Annotated in this window: 15 protein-coding genes and 1 tRNA gene; 6 read left to right on the top strand and 10 right to left on the bottom strand. The window is 73.7% G+C overall.

Features of this window, described 5'->3' with window-relative positions; all coding sequences use genetic code 11:
* Positions 1-34: 34 nt before the first annotated feature.
* From GA0070620_RS27820 to GA0070620_RS27830, 3 genes are all read right to left on the bottom strand, one after another.
* Positions 35-748 carry a response regulator transcription factor gene (locus tag GA0070620_RS27820; protein WP_091595729.1) on the bottom strand — a complete coding sequence of 238 codons (714 nt, stop codon included), beginning with the start codon at positions 746-748 and terminating at the stop codon, positions 35-37.
* Positions 721-1,878: a hypothetical protein gene (locus tag GA0070620_RS27825; RefSeq protein ID WP_231922487.1), complete on the bottom strand. Its 1,158-nt coding sequence runs from the start codon at positions 1,876-1,878 to the stop codon at positions 721-723. The genes GA0070620_RS27820 and GA0070620_RS27825 overlap by 28 nt, the downstream gene beginning before the upstream one ends.
* A gap of 142 nt (positions 1,879-2,020) precedes the next feature.
* Positions 2,021-3,199, bottom strand: coding sequence for a sensor histidine kinase (locus GA0070620_RS27830; protein ID WP_091595731.1), 1,179 nt, complete (start codon positions 3,197-3,199; stop codon positions 2,021-2,023).
* Between the two features lie 248 nt (positions 3,200-3,447).
* On the opposite strand from GA0070620_RS27830, the gene GA0070620_RS27835 reads away from it, so the two are divergent.
* The gene (locus GA0070620_RS27835) at positions 3,448-4,422 is read left to right on the top strand and encodes a hypothetical protein (RefSeq protein ID WP_157741719.1); all 975 of its coding nucleotides are present in this window, start codon (positions 3,448-3,450) and stop codon (positions 4,420-4,422) included.
* A 23-nt stretch (positions 4,423-4,445) separates the two neighbouring features.
* Here the strand turns inward: GA0070620_RS27835 and GA0070620_RS27840 are convergent, their stop codons facing one another.
* The 4 genes from GA0070620_RS27840 to GA0070620_RS27855 all read right to left on the bottom strand — a co-directional run bounded on the left by GA0070620_RS27840 (position 4,446) and on the right by GA0070620_RS27855 (position 7,211).
* Positions 4,446-5,036 (bottom strand): GrpB family protein, encoded by a 591-nt coding sequence (locus tag GA0070620_RS27840; protein ID WP_091595735.1) that lies wholly within the window; start codon positions 5,034-5,036, stop codon positions 4,446-4,448.
* Positions 5,037-5,094: 58 nt separating this feature from the next.
* On the bottom strand, positions 5,095-5,772 hold the full coding sequence (locus tag GA0070620_RS27845) for a nucleoside/nucleotide kinase family protein (RefSeq protein ID WP_091595737.1): 678 nt from the start codon (positions 5,770-5,772) through the stop codon (positions 5,095-5,097).
* Positions 5,773-5,871: 99 nt separating this feature from the next.
* Positions 5,872-6,489: a YdeI/OmpD-associated family protein gene (locus GA0070620_RS27850; RefSeq protein ID WP_091595739.1), complete on the bottom strand. Its 618-nt coding sequence runs from the start codon at positions 6,487-6,489 to the stop codon at positions 5,872-5,874.
* A 122-nt stretch (positions 6,490-6,611) separates the two neighbouring features.
* On the bottom strand, positions 6,612-7,211 hold the full coding sequence (locus GA0070620_RS27855) for a TetR/AcrR family transcriptional regulator (protein ID WP_091595741.1): 600 nt from the start codon (positions 7,209-7,211) through the stop codon (positions 6,612-6,614).
* Between the two features lie 84 nt (positions 7,212-7,295).
* Here GA0070620_RS27855 and GA0070620_RS27860 point away from each other — a divergent pair, with 84 nt between their 5' ends.
* Positions 7,296-8,120 carry an SDR family NAD(P)-dependent oxidoreductase gene (locus GA0070620_RS27860; RefSeq protein ID WP_157741720.1) on the top strand — a complete coding sequence of 275 codons (825 nt, stop codon included), beginning with the start codon at positions 7,296-7,298 and terminating at the stop codon, positions 8,118-8,120.
* A gap of 145 nt (positions 8,121-8,265) precedes the next feature.
* Here GA0070620_RS27860 and GA0070620_RS27865 read toward each other — a convergent pair.
* A tRNA-Arg gene (locus GA0070620_RS27865) sits at positions 8,266-8,338 on the bottom strand.
* A 111-nt stretch (positions 8,339-8,449) separates the two neighbouring features.
* On the opposite strand from GA0070620_RS27865, the gene GA0070620_RS27870 reads away from it, so the two are divergent.
* Positions 8,450-9,151, top strand: coding sequence for a hypothetical protein (locus GA0070620_RS27870; protein ID WP_091599463.1), 702 nt, complete (start codon positions 8,450-8,452; stop codon positions 9,149-9,151).
* Between the two features lie 94 nt (positions 9,152-9,245).
* On the opposite strand, the gene GA0070620_RS27875 is transcribed toward GA0070620_RS27870, so the two are convergent.
* Together GA0070620_RS27875 and GA0070620_RS27880 are read right to left on the bottom strand one after the other, a co-directional pair.
* On the bottom strand, positions 9,246-10,292 hold the full coding sequence (locus tag GA0070620_RS27875; protein WP_091595745.1) for an alpha/beta hydrolase: 1,047 nt from the start codon (positions 10,290-10,292) through the stop codon (positions 9,246-9,248).
* A gap of 106 nt (positions 10,293-10,398) precedes the next feature.
* A complete protein-coding gene (locus GA0070620_RS27880; RefSeq protein ID WP_091595747.1) occupies positions 10,399-10,830 on the bottom strand; it encodes an HPF/RaiA family ribosome-associated protein in 432 nt (143 codons plus the stop codon).
* A 311-nt stretch (positions 10,831-11,141) separates the two neighbouring features.
* On the opposite strand from GA0070620_RS27880, the gene ssb reads away from it, so the two are divergent.
* The 3 genes from ssb (at position 11,142) to GA0070620_RS27895 (ending at position 14,592) form a co-directional block, all read left to right on the top strand.
* Entirely contained in the window at positions 11,142-11,936 is a 795-nt protein-coding gene (ssb, locus tag GA0070620_RS27885) for a single-stranded DNA-binding protein (protein ID WP_091595749.1), read from the top strand.
* Between the two features lie 104 nt (positions 11,937-12,040).
* Positions 12,041-13,057, top strand: coding sequence for a cobalamin biosynthesis protein (locus GA0070620_RS27890; protein ID WP_091595751.1), 1,017 nt, complete (start codon positions 12,041-12,043; stop codon positions 13,055-13,057).
* Positions 13,054-14,592 (top strand): cobyric acid synthase, encoded by a 1,539-nt coding sequence (locus GA0070620_RS27895; protein WP_091595753.1) that lies wholly within the window; start codon positions 13,054-13,056, stop codon positions 14,590-14,592. Before GA0070620_RS27890 ends, GA0070620_RS27895 begins: the two co-directional genes overlap by 4 nt.
* The last annotated feature ends 108 nt before the right edge of the window (positions 14,593-14,700 follow it).

Genomic DNA, 14,700 nt, shown 5'->3' on the forward strand with positions numbered 1-14,700 from the left:
TGGCGGATGCCCAGCCCAGATGTCATGACACCCGTTAGGGGGTCGGCCGGTCGTACCTCGCCTGTGACCGGTAGATGCCGATCTCCTCCGGCCGTACGAGGCCGTCCTCGATCGCCCGGGCGAGCAGCGCCGCCTTCGTGGCGGCCGGCCGGCCCGCTCGGGTGTACTTGATGCGCGCCCGGTCGACGTACTGCTTGACCGTGTGTTCGCTGATCTGCATCCGACGGGCCACCGACGCCTTCGACATCGACTGGAACCAGAGCAGCAGCGCCTCGCGCTCCTTGTCGGAGAGGACCGGCCGGTCCGGCCGTGGGTCGCCCACCATCGCGCCCGCCAACGCCGGCGGCACGTACGGGCGGTCGCTGGCCGCCGCCAGAACCGTCGCCACGCAGTGCTCCCGTCCCTCGTGCTTGGCGAGGAAGGCCACCGCGCCCGCGTCGAGCGCCGCGAGCATCGTCTCCGGGTCGGTGTGCTCGGAGTAGACGACGACCCGCCGGCCGGTGGCGCTCAGCTCGGCCAACTTGTCCAGCGCCATCCGCCCGTGCAGGCGCAGGTCGAGCAGGACGACGTCGGCGTCCGGCGCGGCCCGCAGCACCTCGTCCGGGTCGTCACCGGTGGCGAGAACGGTGAGCCGGGGTTCGGTGGCGAGCCAGGCGCGTACGCCGTCGACGACCACCGGGTGGTCGTCGACGATGGCCACCCCGACCGGCCGATCGCCGCTCATCTCCGCCATCGGGTCTGCGCCCATCTGATCTCCCCGTCGCGCTCGTACACCCACTGCACCTGACCGTCACCGCCGGGACCGGCCGGCGGGCCGGTGGCGTCCGGGCCGTCCCGGTCGGGCGTCACCAGACTGACCACCACCTCGTCCGGGCCGGCGACGACCGTCAACCGGGCCCAGCCGCGCGCGTCGGCCAGCAGGGCCGCGAACGGGTCGGCGAGCCGCCGACGGATCGACACCGGCAGCGGCGGCGGCGTGCCGACGGTCACCAGCTCGATCGGCAGGCCGGTGCGCTCCGCCACGTCGGCCGCCGCGCGCAACTCGTGCAGCAGCGGGTCGGGGACGTCGTCCGACTCGGCGATCAACCGGCGGAGTCGGGCGGCGGCGAGCATCGCCCGACGCTGCACCTCCGGGTCGGTCGGGTCGGCGCGACCGTCGGCCAGCTCGGCGAGCACCGTCTCGGCGGTGCCGCTGACCAGGGCCAGCCGGTCGCGCCGGTCCCGCCGGGCCTGCTCGGCCGCGTCCCGCTCGGCGGCCACCGCGTGCGAGGCGGCGGCGGTCGCGGCGCGCTCCCGGGCCAGCGCGGCGATCGCCGCCCCACCGACGAAGACCGCCACCGGCAGCGAGGACGTGCCGTAGACGTACATCGCGAAGCGGGCCAGGTCGGCCGACGCGGTGGCGCCGTGCCCGATGACCGCCACCAGCGCGATCAACGAGTGCGCGACCAGCAGGGCCAGCAGCCCGACCACCCGCCGCCCCCACAGGGCCAGCACGAAGAACCAGGCGAGCGTGCCCCACACCCAGTTGGCGGCCGTGAACAGCTGCGACTCGCCGGCGGCGGCGAAGACCGTCCCGTCGACCACGAGCAGCAGGCCGGCCAGCGGCCACGCCGGCAGCGGACTGCCGCGCAGCAGCCGGACTCCGGCCAGTAGGCCGGTCACCGCCACGAGCACCCAGGCCGCGAGCACGACGGTGGGCGCCGCCAACTCCGACCGGGCGGCCAGCACCGCCGGCAGGGCGATCGCGGAGTGCCACGCCAACGCGATGACGATCGACACGATGCGCGCACCCCGGTCGGAGGCGTGCGCGACGGCGGCCGCCGCCCGGCGTACCTCGTCGACGGCGGGCGCCCCGCCCGGCCCACGGGCCGCCGACAGGCCGGCGGGTGCCGGCGCCGCGGCGGCCGTCGGCGGGTACGCCGCGGTGGATCCCGCCGCGGTGTCGGTCGCGACCACCGTCGGCGGCGCGCCCGACGCCCCACCCCCGCCGTACGCCGGGCCGGGCAGGGCCGCGTTCAGGTCAGCCGACACCGGGCCACTCCAACCGGATGCGGGTCCCCGTGCCGGGCGCCGAGTCGATCCGGGCACTGCCGCCCACCGCGGCCATCCGGCCGAGCACCGACTCGCGTAGCCCGTAGCGGTGCGGGGGGACGCCGGCCGGGTCGAAGCCCGGCCCGTCGTCCACGACCTCGACGGTCACACCGGCCGCGTCCCGACGCAGCCGCAGCTCGGCCGCCGCGCCGGGCGCGTGTCGCACCACGTTGGACAGCGCCGCGTAGACGCTCTCCGCGACCGCGTCGGCCACCGCAGTGGGCACCGCGCAGGACACCAGGTCGACGGTCACCGGCAGGTCGGCCAACCGGTCGCGGACCGCCCGCAGCCGATCGTCCAGCGACACCGGACCGTCGCCGGGCAGCGCCCGGGCGTCGGCCAGGGCCGCGAGCGTACGCAGGTCGGCGGCACAGCGGCGGCGCAGCGCCGCCGACGGGCCGGTGACCGCGCCCTGGCCGACCATGGTCAGGGTGCCGAGCACGGTGTCGTGCAGGTCCCGGTTCTGCCGCCGCTCGGACTCCCGCGCGGTGCGGGCGACCAGCGCCTCCCGGGCCAGCCGCTGATGCTCGACGAACGTGCGGTCGGCGCGGCCGATCCGGCGGCGCATCACCCCCGTCATCACGGCCGTGCAGGCGGTCTGCACCAGCAGCGTCGCCGCGTGCGCGGTGGCCTCGCGGGGGTCGCCGGCCGCGTTGGCGCCGACCACGTAGCCGGCGGTCACCAGGACCCCGGCCGGCACCGACCAGCGGGCCGGGGAGTTGGCCTGCGCGTTGATGACCGTGGTGCTGGCCAGCACGGCGATCCAACTCCCCTCGCCGGGCAGCACCTCGGGCGCCACCAGCCGGGGGATGAGCAGGCAGGCCAGCGTGGTCAGCGCCACGTCGCCGGCCGCCATCGTGAGCGTGACACCACTACGCAGGGCTCGTGCGGCATACCAGATCGACCAGGCGGTGAGCACCGCCACGGCGGGGAGCAGCAGCGCCACCTGCACCGGCGCGGTGCGCACCGAGAGAGCGACCACCGCGCCGAATAGGCCGCAGGTGAGCCGGAGCAGGGCCGGCAGCGTGGTGAAGACGAGGTTGAGCGCGCCGCCGGCCGGGCTGTCCAGCACGGCGGACGGCGCGGTCCGAACAGGAACGGCCGGCATCGGGAGAGGCGTCCTTCCGACAACGACCCGGTCCGGGTCCCTGCGAGCATAGATCGACAAAGGAGAATAACACGCTATCCGACAACTGATCACACACTGTGTGCGACGTGTTGCGGGCGGGTGAACGGCGTTGCGTGTTGGCGCAGGTCAGGCGTCTGCTGCTCGCCGCCCCGTGATTACCGCACGTCAACCCTCGTGCTTTCCGTGCGCGGCCGGAACCCGGCGGACACCGTTGCCGTCCCATCAGCATGACGCGAAGACTGGCGGTGGCCACGGCCGGGATCCTCGGTGTCGTGCTCACCGGCTGCGGGGCGGACGGCCCCACCGGGGAACGCCTCCGCGGCGACGGGCCGCTGCGGGTGACCGAGCGGTGGTCCTCCTGCGCCGACGAGGCCCCGGCGACGGGCATGCTGCCCGCGGGGGCCACCGACGCGCCGACCCTGCCCCTGCTCGACGACACCTTCACACCGGTCGCCGTCATCCTCTGCGGGCAACAGGTGCAGCGTCGCCCCGACGGCGGGCAGGAGTTGGTGGCGACCGAGCGGCGCGCAGGCGAGGTGACGGCCCTGGTCGCCGCGCTCCGGCTGCCCGACGAGCCGCGATACGAGGGCCCCTGCACCCTCGACATGGTCATCCCGCCCTGGCTCGCCCTGCTCGACCAGCAGGGCCGTTGGGTGCGGCCCGGCATCCCGGTCGGGCCGTGCGGTAAGCCCCGCACCGAGGTCACCGAGGCACTGGACCGGCTCTCGACCACCACCGTCGCGACCCGCCCCGTCCAGGAGGTCGAGTCGTCGGAGGCGGCCGCCGCCGGCTGCGCGCAGCGCTGGGCGGACCTGGTCGCCGTGCAGGTGGCCACGGGTGGCCGGACGGGCCCGGTGAGCGGGCCGCCGGCGTACGCGGACCGGATCGTCCTGCGGCTCTGCGTCTACCAGGTCCCCGAGCGGGAACGCGGGAGCGGGAAGCCGGCCGGCGACTTCGCGTACGGCCGGATCCTGACGCCCGACCAGGCCGAGGCCGTGACCGGCGCCCTCGCGGCGACCGGGCCGGTGGTCGCGTGCGCGACGCACGCCGGCCGGTTCGCGGTCCTGCGGCCCGCGCGCGGGCCCGGAGCCGACGTGTACGTCGAACTCGACGGCTGCCGCCGGGTGCTGGTCACCGCGCCGGACGGGTCCGCGTCGCTCGGGCAGGCCGCCCCGGCGCTCACCGAGCTGCTCGCCGGCTGAGCGGCGGACGGCCGCGGGGGCGGCTAGGCGGCGAAGGCACGCGCGAGGATCTGATCGACGACCTCGTTCTTCGCCAGGCTGTAGTCGCCGGCCCGACCGATCGTCTCCCGCGCGAGGCGTCGCTTGGTCGCGGCGTAAAGCTCCCGGTCGTCCGGATGGGTGCGCAGCCAGTCGCGGAAGAGCCGATGCCGCACCGGCTCGGGCGCGTCGTGCGGCCAGATGTGCAGATTCACGTCCTCTGACGAGGCGATCAGCATCCGGTGCCCATGCCACCACGGCTCGCGGAGAACGAGCCGGTAACCGATCCCCTCGAGTGCGGGGAGGTAGCGGGACTCGTCCGTCGTCTCGGGCAGCAGGACGTCGATGTCGATGACGGGCTTCGCCGCCAGGCCCGGCACCGACGTGGACCCGACGTGTTCGATGCCGATGACCAGGTCGCCCAGGACCGCCTTCACCGTCGAACTGGCTGCGGCGAAGCGCTCCGGCCACGCCGGGTCATAGTCCTCGATGACGATGGACTGCCAACTCCTGGGCGGTTCTCCCACCAGGCCGTCAGCTACCTGCTCAGGCGTCCCGTGAAACCGCTGCAGGACGTCGTCCGGATGCTCGGTCATACCCACCTCCCGCACGAACGAAGTCGGCCAGGATACGACAACGGCTCGGGGTGCCGGGTCAGGCCCGCGAGAGACCCTCGATGTCGGGCATCGTCCAGCGGACGATCGTCGGCGCGTCAACGAGGTCGTTGTCCACGACAACGTGCGCGACAGCCTCTGGATCTACTTCACTGCGATACAACGCCTGCCCCGGCAGGTAACGCCCGAGATAGCGCCGCTCGACCTCCTCATGCGTTCCGAAGAGATCGGTGTCGCGGACCATGGCCCGCCGTAGCGTCTCCCGCGGTGACACGCTGAGGTAGACCGACAACGTCCACTGGTCGCGCAGTCGGCTGCGGAGGAGAAACACACCGTCGACGATGAGCACGGCCCGTTCCGGCACGTCCACGGCCCGGACCGGGCGGTCGGCGCCCGCGCGGTGGTCGTACCGTGCGATCTGTACCTGCCCGGCGCCCTCGAGGAACGGGCCGAGGCACTGTCCGAGCAGAGCCGGATAGTCGAACGAGTCGCGGTAGTAGCCCTCAGCCGACAGGTCGCCTCGCCGGTACCGCAGCTCGCGAGGCTGGTGGAAGCCGTCGACCGACGCGCGCAGCGTCGGCACGGGCAGCACCTCGGCGAGCCGGTCGGCCAGCGTCGTCTTGCCTGCCGCGTCCGGTCCGTCGACGCCGACCAGGACGCGGTCCCGGACTCGGGACAGGTCCGTCACCGCTGCGGCGAGCCGCCCCACGAGGTCCATCCGTCGAGGGTCCCACGCGCCTCCGCACCGGGTTGAGGCGCGCGGCCGTCACCCTCGTGCCGAAGTCCGCAGCACCGCGTGCCGATCGTCCGCCCGCGCTCAGGTCTCCGATCGCGGCGCGCCCGAAGGCTTGGCCTTCTGCGCGTGGATGGTCTCGTGACGGGCCAGCATGGCGACGAACTCGGCGATCTTCCGCTCCCGGGTCTGCGCCCGTTTGACGGCATTGAGGCGGTGGATGAGGGAGAACCGGTTGGCGCTGGTGAGCACGTCGAACATGGCCTGGGCGGCGGGCTCGGCGGCGATCGCGGCGAGCAGGTCGGCCGGCACCTCGGCCTCCGACGGTGGGGCGTAGGCGGCCGCCCAGCGTCCGTCGGCCTTCGCGGCCTCCACCGCCGCGCGGCCCGCCGGCGTCACGCGTCCCTGCGCCTCCAACTCGGCCACCCGCGCTACGTTTCGCTGCGACCAGGAACTGCGGGGCCTGCGCGGGGTGAACCGGATCCAGGAGCTCTCCCGGTCCCGTTTACGGGCCTGCCCGTCGATCCAGCCGAAGCAGAGCGCCTCGTCGACCGCCTGCTGCCAGGTCAGCGTGGTGACGGTGCCGCCCTTCCTGGTCAGGGCGAGCCAGACACCGGGCGACGTGGCGTGGTTGGCCGACAGCCACGCGTGCAGCGCCTCGGCGTCCCCGACGATCAACTCATCCAGTTCGGCGCTCGCCATGACGGCAGGGTAACCCGACCCGTCGGTGATCGACTGGACCGGACGCCGTGGCCGTGGACTGTCTCGGTGCGTCTACGGCGGCGGTTCGGCGAGAGGGAAACTCGAGGCGCGCCGCCGGGAGGCTATGGCGAGGTCGCGTCTGCTCTGGAGGACCTGGCAACGTCAGATGCGATGAGGCCGCGTATGGCGAGTTCCACGTGCCGGCTGACGGTGCCTGGGGCCGCGTCGGGAAGTAGTTGAGCGACACGGGTCAGGCCCATCAGTTGGTAGGCGATGTCGCTGGCGGTGACGTCCGCGGCGAGGGTGTGATCGTGGCGCGCTCGGTCGACGGCATCCTGGCCGACCCGGGTGAGGTGGGCGATGCACCGTTGCACGTCCTCGTCGGCCGGTGAGCCGGTGGTCAGGACATCGACCATCGCCCTGTTGTCGGCGAGCTGGGCGATGGCGACGGTGAAGAACTCGCGCAGAGCGTCAGCCGCGGTCCCGCCCACGGGGAGACCGGCGTCGGCGAGGGCGGCGAGGTCAGTGCCGGTCACTGCATGCACGAGGTCGTCTCGCGTGGGGAAGTGTCGGTAGAGGGTGCCGATGCCGACGCCGGAGGCTGCGGCGATCTGGCGCATCTCCGCGCCCATCCCTTCCTGCCGCAAGACCCGTGCGGCGGCGTCAATGATCCGGGCGCGGTTGGCGACGGCATCGCGTCGTTGTCTGCGCTCCCGGACCATCTGCTGATGATACCAAAACGGAACCAGTGTTCCTCTTGGGTGTTAGAGTGAAGCGGAACATCGGTTCCGCAATGGGGAGTGGTCGTGAGGACGATCGTCATCACTGGAGGCACGGACGGGATGGGAGCGGCGCTGGCACGCCACTTCCTGACAACAGGCGACCGTGTGGTCGTCATCGGCCGCAGTCGCGCGAAGTTCGACGGGCTGCTCTCCGCCCTCGGCGACCCGTCCGCTGCCGATCGGGCGGAGTTCGTTGCCGCGGACCTGTCGCTTCTCGCCGACAGTCGTGGCGTCGTCGCACACCTGTCCGCCCGCCACGAGCAGATCGATGCCCTGGTGCTGGCCGCCTCGTTCATCCGCAGTCGCCGTCACGCCACCGTTGAGGGGCATGAGGCGTCCTGGGCGCTGTTCTTCCTCTCCAAGTACATCCTGGTCACCGGCCTCGCCGAGCAGCTTCGAGCGGCCGGTCGCCCGGTCGTCGTCAACACCTCTGTGCCGGGAGCCAGGGCGGACGCGATCGACTTCGATGATCCCGAATTGACGCAGGGATTCACATTCGGCAAGTCCAACGCGCAGCAGCGGCGAGCCAACGAGCTGCTCGGCATCCTCGCCACGCGAGAAAATCCCGACCTCAGCTACGTGACCTGGGGTCCAGCCCGCCTGGTCCGTTCCGGCTTGGCAGGCGATGTCGGCGCCGGCATGAAGTTCGCTGCCGCGATCCTGGCTCCGCTCCTGGGCCAGCAGCCCGCTGACGCTGTGCGCCCGCTCATCGACCTCATTGACGACCCTGCACCAGGCCGGGCCGCCTACCGCGGCCCCAAGCCCGTCCCGCTCGTCGAGAGCCCCCGCGACGAGCAAGACGTCATCCGTCTCGCCGACCTCGCAAGGGCTGACGAGAGCGGAACATAGGCGGGCGAGATCGTGGGTGATGCACGATCCACGCCGGTGCGGGAACGCCCAGGACCTCACCGTCGTGGTGGTTCATCGTCATTCCCATTCCTCGCGCGGGTGGGGGCCGCGAAGCACCTCCTCGGCTGACCTGCGGTGAGGTGGGTGCGCCCGGCAGGATTCGAACCTGCGGCCTTGGGATTAGAAGTCCCCTGCTCTATCCGCTGAGCTACGGGCGCGTGGCGTGAATGTCGCGCCAGAAGGGTACCGCCCGCCCGCCGGCTGATCGAGGCAACGGGTGCCGACCGCATCGCGGTGGCTCGGCCGTGGTGGCGCGTACCCTCGGCCGGGTGTTGCTTGACCCCGACGTCGAGAACGATGTCGCCTACGAGCTCTGCCAGGTCGTCGGGCGGGCCATCCTGCCGTACCGCCGGATCGGCGACGACCGCGACGGCGGCACCGCCTTCTTCTTCCGCTCGGGGGACGCCGAGTTCCTGCTGACCGCCGACGCCCTCACCAGCGACGAAGCGGGCGAGCTCGGGCTGCGGGGGAGTATCACCGAGCCGGCCGGGGTCGCGCCGGACGCCCTGCCCCTCGCCGGCGACACCGGCGGGTGGATCCACCGCCCCGAGTTCGGGGTGGCGTTCCTGCCGACCGGGGACCTGCACGGGTACGCGCGCGAGGCGGGCTGGGCGTGGCGGACCCAGCCGGTGATCGAGGCCATCGCGGCGGACGCCGCGGTGATCGGCCGACTCGACGCCACGGCCGGGTCGGCGTTCGTGCTGGCGCATGGCGTACGCGAGGACGGCGGGCGTCCGTTGGAGGTGGCCATCGAACGGGTCACTCGGGCGGCCGACGGGGTGCGGATCACCACCGAACTGCCGGCCGGCTACGTCGGTGCGCCGGTCTTCGGGGTGCAGTCGGACGGCGACGGCGACCTGGCCCTGCACTGCCTGGGCCTGGTGCTGCCGGCGATGAACGGGGGTCATCCGGTGGCGACCTTCGACCGGATCCGGTCGGTCCTTCCGTCGGGCGGGCCGAGCGCGGACTGACCTGTGCGGCGAGGGCTTGAGCCAGGGCGGCGCGAGGCCGGCGACGAGTGGCGCCGCCGCGTCGGCAAGCCGAGCCCGGCTCCCCGCGCCCGGGTCAGCCGCCCGTCGACGTCGCGTCGGCCTCGGCGGCCTCCGCGGCGCCCGCCCGGCGGGCCGGGATCGCCGGCGCGGCGTCGCGGGCCGGGGCGGTCGGGCCCGCCCCGAGGAATGCCTCGGCCCAGCGGCCGAGCTCGGTGAAGACCTTCTCGCGTACGGCGGGACCGGAGAGCGTGAGGTCGTGCATTCCGCCGTCGAAGCGGGCCAGGGTGACGTGGCGGCCGAGGCGGGGCGCGTACCGGACCATGTGTTCGACGTCCAGGACGGCGTCGGCGAGGCCGGCCGACTCGTGCCAGCTCCGGCCCTTGAACGACCGCGTGGAGCAGGCGAGCAGCACCGGCACCGGGATGTCCAGACCGGCGCGGAGCTGCCGCTGGGCGGTGCGGATCGCGCCGAGCCAGCCGGCGCGGACCGGGAAACCCGCGAGCGGCTTCCAGCTCAGGTCGTAGCTCCACTCGCCGCGGTGGTCGGAGTGGATGCTCTCGCCGTACACGGTGCCGAGGCCGAACGGAAGGACCCGCTGGGGCGCCCGGCGGCCCAGGCGCGCGACGGCGGCCGCGAGAGGGCGCCGCACCGCCCAGGGGGCGTTGATGTCGAAGAACGGGCTGTTGAGGAAGAGGCCGTCGACGACCCCGGCGTCGCGTCGGGCGTGCGCCCAGAGCGAGAGGAGCAGGCCGCCGGTGGAGTGGCCCATGGCGAGCAGGGTGTCGTGCCCGTCCTCGGTGCGGATGATCTCCGCGGCGGCGTCCAGCTCGGGGAAGTAGTCGGCGAGGTCCCGGCAGAAGTTCGGGGTCTGGTGGGGGAGCAGGCTGCGACCGTACTTGCGCAGGTCGAGCGCGTAGAAGTCCCAGCCCCGCTCGGCGAAGAAGTCGGCCAGATGAGTCTGGAAGAAGTAGTCCACGAAGCCGTGCACGTAGAGGACGGCACGGCCGGTGGGGCGGTCGGCGCGGCGCCGGACCAGGGTGGCGATCACCGGGCCCTCGTCGTCGGTGCCCAGGTCGATGGTGTGCCGCTCGAAGGGCGGGCCCAGCACGTCCGGTTCCACGAAGGCGACGGTACGCCGGCCGGCTACCGGGCGGTAGCCCCGAACGCCAGGGCCGTCGCGGCCCCCGTCCCGCCGCACCTGAGGGCGGGGGCCACGAGCGTACGGGTCAGACGGTCTCCGCGTCGGCCCGCCGCGGGTCGACGGCCGACTCGTCGGGCAGCGGCGCGGCGTCACCGGCCGGCTGGCCGATCTCCCGTACGTGCTTGTTGTGCCGCGGCTCCTGCCGGGTCTTCGCGTCGTTGAGCCGCCGGCGCAGGTCGTCCCGGGCGTCGTTGAGCGCGGCCCGCAGGTCCTCCTCCGAGGAGGTGGTCACGATCTTCTGCCGACCGGCGATCCAGCACTCCAGCGTGACCTTCTGCCCACGGGCATTGCGGTCCTTGACCGACACCTCCAGCTCGGTGGCGTCGGCGTGAAAGGCGGCCAGCCGGGCGTCCAGCGTGGCGAACTGCTCCACGATCCAGTTCCGGTCGCCCTGGGCGAAGCCGGCACCCATCCGCAGGCACTCGGCCACGGTCGCCGGGTTCGTGACGGCGCTCATCGCCGCACCTGACCAGGGACGCGGGTCGGGCCGGTGGTCGTCGTGATCATGAGCGTTGTCCCCTCGTTCGACGTGCTGCTCTCGGCGGTGCGTTGATCTGCTCTCGGCGGTGCGTTGATCGAATCCATACCCAGCCGGACCGGATCCGGAACCGCCTCCGTAGCAGATGTGAGCTTGATCAGGGCGTTGTCCACAGGCGCTCCGGTCGTCCACAGGCCGGGTGGAGGTGGTGGCGCGGGACCGTCGCCACGGGCCAGGCTCGGCCCCGAGTCGACTCGCGATGGCAAGCCCCGACAGCCCCTGGAGGGACGATGTTCGACACGTACGTCACGATCGTCGGCAACGTGCTGACCGCGCCGGAGTGGCGGCGCACCACCCAGAGCAACACCCTGGTGGCCAACTTCAAGGTCGCCTCGACCGCCCGGCGGCTCGATCGGGACAGCGGCCGGTGGGTCGACGGCAACAGCCTGCGGGTGCGCGTGAACTGCTGGCGGAAGCTCGCCGAGGGCGTCGCCGCCTCGGTGATGGTCGGTGACCCGGTGGTGGTCTGCGGCCGGCTCTACACCCGCGACTGGACCGACGACGCCGGCAACCACCGCACGCTCTACGAGCTGGAGGCGGTGGCCGTCGGCCACGACCTGTCCCGGGGTCGGGCCCGCTTCCTGCGTAACCGGCCGAGCACCACCACCAGCGCGGTCGAGGACGCCGAGGCGGAGCGCCGGGTCCACGGCGAGCCGACGGAGCCGGTGCCCGACGAGCAGGCCCCCACGCTGCCCGACAACCGTCCGCCCGACGACGACTTCGAGCTGTCCGACGCGTACCGGGGTGGGCGCGACGACCTGCCGGAGCGGCACCGGGACCCGTTCGCCCGGGCGTTCCACGGTGCCGAGGACCCGGCCGGCGACGACGAGTTGGGCAGCGGCGACGACCTGGTGGGCGGCGACGGGCTGGGCGACGACGAGTTGGCGCCGCAGTCCGGGGAGCCCGCGGACGGCGACGAGCTCGACCCGGTGCGCGACCAGGCCCCGGTCGACCAGCCCCCGGTCGACCAGGCCCCGGCCGGTCGCGGGCGGCGGGGTCGTGGGCGGGTGCCGCAACCGGCGTGACCGCGTTCGGCCGGCGCGACGGGGGTGGGGTGGCGGCGGGCGCTGACCGTCGTCACCCCACGTGTCGGCACGCCGTCTAGGCTGGCCGGCCGGAGGTGGTGCGCGTGCGGCGGTCGGCGCCGGTGGCGAACGCGGCGGGTCTCGTGGCGGGCTACGCCCTGGACCGGCTGCTCGGTGATCCACGGCGATGGCACCCGGTGGCCGGTTTCGGCCGCGCCGCGGGTGCGCTAGAACGGCGCGTCTACCGCCCGGATCGTGCCGCCGGGACGGCCTTCACGGCCGTCGCCGTGGGGCTCCCGGTGCTGCTCGGGGCGGCCGCCACCGTGGCCACCCGGAACCGGCCGGTCGCGCGGGCGGCGCTGGTGGCCGCCGGCACCTGGACGGTGCTGGGCGGGCGGACCCTGCGCCACGAGGCCGAGGTGATGGGCCGGGCGCTGCGCGACGGCGACCTGCCCGCCGCCCGGGAACGGCTCGGCCACCTCTGCGGGCGGGACCCCTCGACGCTGGACGAGCCGGAACTGGCCCGGGCGACCGTGGAGTCCGTCGCCGAGAACACGTCGGACGCGGTCGTCGCCCCACTGCTCTGGGGTGCGGTGGCCGGCCTGCCCGGTCTCCTCGGCTACCGGGCCGCCAACACCCTCGACGCGATGGTCGGGCACCGCTCGCCGCGGTACGCCCGGTTCGGCACCCCGGCCGCCCGCCTGGACGATGCGCTCAACCTGGTGCCGGCGCGGGTGACCGGGCTGCTGACGGTCGCCCTCGCGCCGGTCGGGCGCGGCGACCGGAGCCGCGCCTGGCGGGTGTGGCGGCGGGACCGCAACGACCACCCGAGCCCCAACGCCGGCCAGTGCGAGGCGGCGATGGCCGGGGCGCTCGGCGTACGGCTCGGCGGGCGCAACATCTACTTCGGCCGGTCCGAGGTGCGGCCGTTCCTCGGCGACGGCCCACGCCCCGAGGCGCGGCACCTCGGCCGGGCCGCCCGCATCTCCGGCGCGGTCGGGCTGGCCTCGCTGGCCGTGGCGGCCGCCTACCCGGTGACCGCCGGGCGCCTGGTCGCCGCCGTCGGCGGCCGGACCGTGCGGACGGCACTCGCGGCGACCGGGCGGGGGCGGCGGCGATGAGCGGCGGTCTGCTGGTCGCCGGCACCACCTCCGACGCCGGCAAGAGCGTGCTCACCGCCGGCATCTGCCGCTGGCTGCACCGCCAGGGTGTGAAGGTCGCGCCGTTCAAGGCGCAGAACATGTCGAACAACTCGGCGGTGGTGGTCGGCCCCGACGGGCGCGGTGGCGAGATCGGCCGGGCACAGGCCATGCAGGCGGCCGCCTGCGGGCTCGCCCCGGACCTGCGTTTCAACCCGGTGCTGCTCAAGCCGGGCAGTGACCTCGCCAGCCAGGTGGTGCTGCTCGGCGAGGCGGTGGACACGGTCACCGCCGGCACCTTTCGCGAGCTGCGTCCCCGGTTGGCGCAGACCGCGTACGCGGCGCTGGCCGAACTGCGCGAGGCGTACGACGTGGTGATCTGCGAGGGCGCGGGCAGCCCCGCCGAGATCAACCTGCGGGCCGGCGACTACGTGAACATGGGGTTGGCCCGGCACGCCGGACTGCCCACCATCGTCGTCGGCGACATCGATCGGGGCGGGGCGTTCGCGTCGATGTTCGGCACGGTGGCCCTGCTCGACCCGGCCGACCAGGCGCTGGTCGCCGGTTTCGTGATCAACAAGTTCCGGGGTGACCTCGGGCTGCTCCGCCCCGGGCTGGACATGCTGCGACAGGTCACCGGGCGACCGACGTACGGTGTGCTGCCCTGGTCGCTGGACCTCTGGCTGGACGCCGAGGACTCCCTCGCGTACGGGCGGGTGCTCGGCCGGCCCGCCGCCCCGTACGGCACCGAGTGGCTGGACGTCGCCGTCGTCCGACTGCCGAGGATCAGCAACGCGACCGACGTCGAGGCCCTCGCCACCGAGCCGGGGGTGCGGGTGCGGCTGACCGTCGAGCCAGCCGAGCTGGCCGCGGCCGACCTCGTCGTCCTGCCCGGATCCAAGTCGACCGTGGCGGATCTCGCCTGGCTGCGGGAGACCGGGCTCGCCGACGCGGTGCTCGCCCACGTCGGCGCGGGCAAGCCGCTGCTCGGCATCTGCGGTGGTTTCCAGATGCTCGGCCGGGTGATCCACGACCCGGTCGAGAGCCGCCAGGGCAGCGTCCCCGGCCTGGGCCTGCTGCCCGTCGAGATCACCTTCGACCCGCGCAAGACCGTCCGGCAGTCGGCGGGCACCGTCGGCGACGTGCCGGTCCGTGGCTACGAGATCCATCACGGGTACGTCTCCTCGGCCGACCCGGGCCTCACCCCGCTGCTGACCGACGCGGACGGCGCCGGCGAGGGCGCGGTGGTCGGCGCGGTCCACGGCACGCACTGGCACGGGACGTTCGAGTCCGACGGGTTCCGTCGACGGTTCCTCACCGACGCGGCCCGGCTGGCCGGACGTCACGGCTTCCGGGTCGCACCGGACACGTCGTTCGCGGCGGCCCGGGAACGGTCCCTCGACCTGCTGGGCGACCTGGTCGAGGAGCACCTCGACACGGACGCGCTGTGGCGCCTCGTCGAAACCGGACCGCCCGCGAACCTCCCGTTCATCCCACCCGGAGCCCCGACCACCTGACCCCGCCGCGCGGTGCCCCGCGCCCGCCCCGCCGCGGTCGATCATGCAGTTGTGGTGGGTGACGAAATTCGCCATTGTGGACGATGTAGGCACCGCAACTGCATGATC

This window comes from Micromonospora krabiensis, from assembly GCF_900091425.1.
Classification (GTDB): Bacteria; Actinomycetota; Actinomycetes; order Mycobacteriales; family Micromonosporaceae; genus Micromonospora; species Micromonospora krabiensis.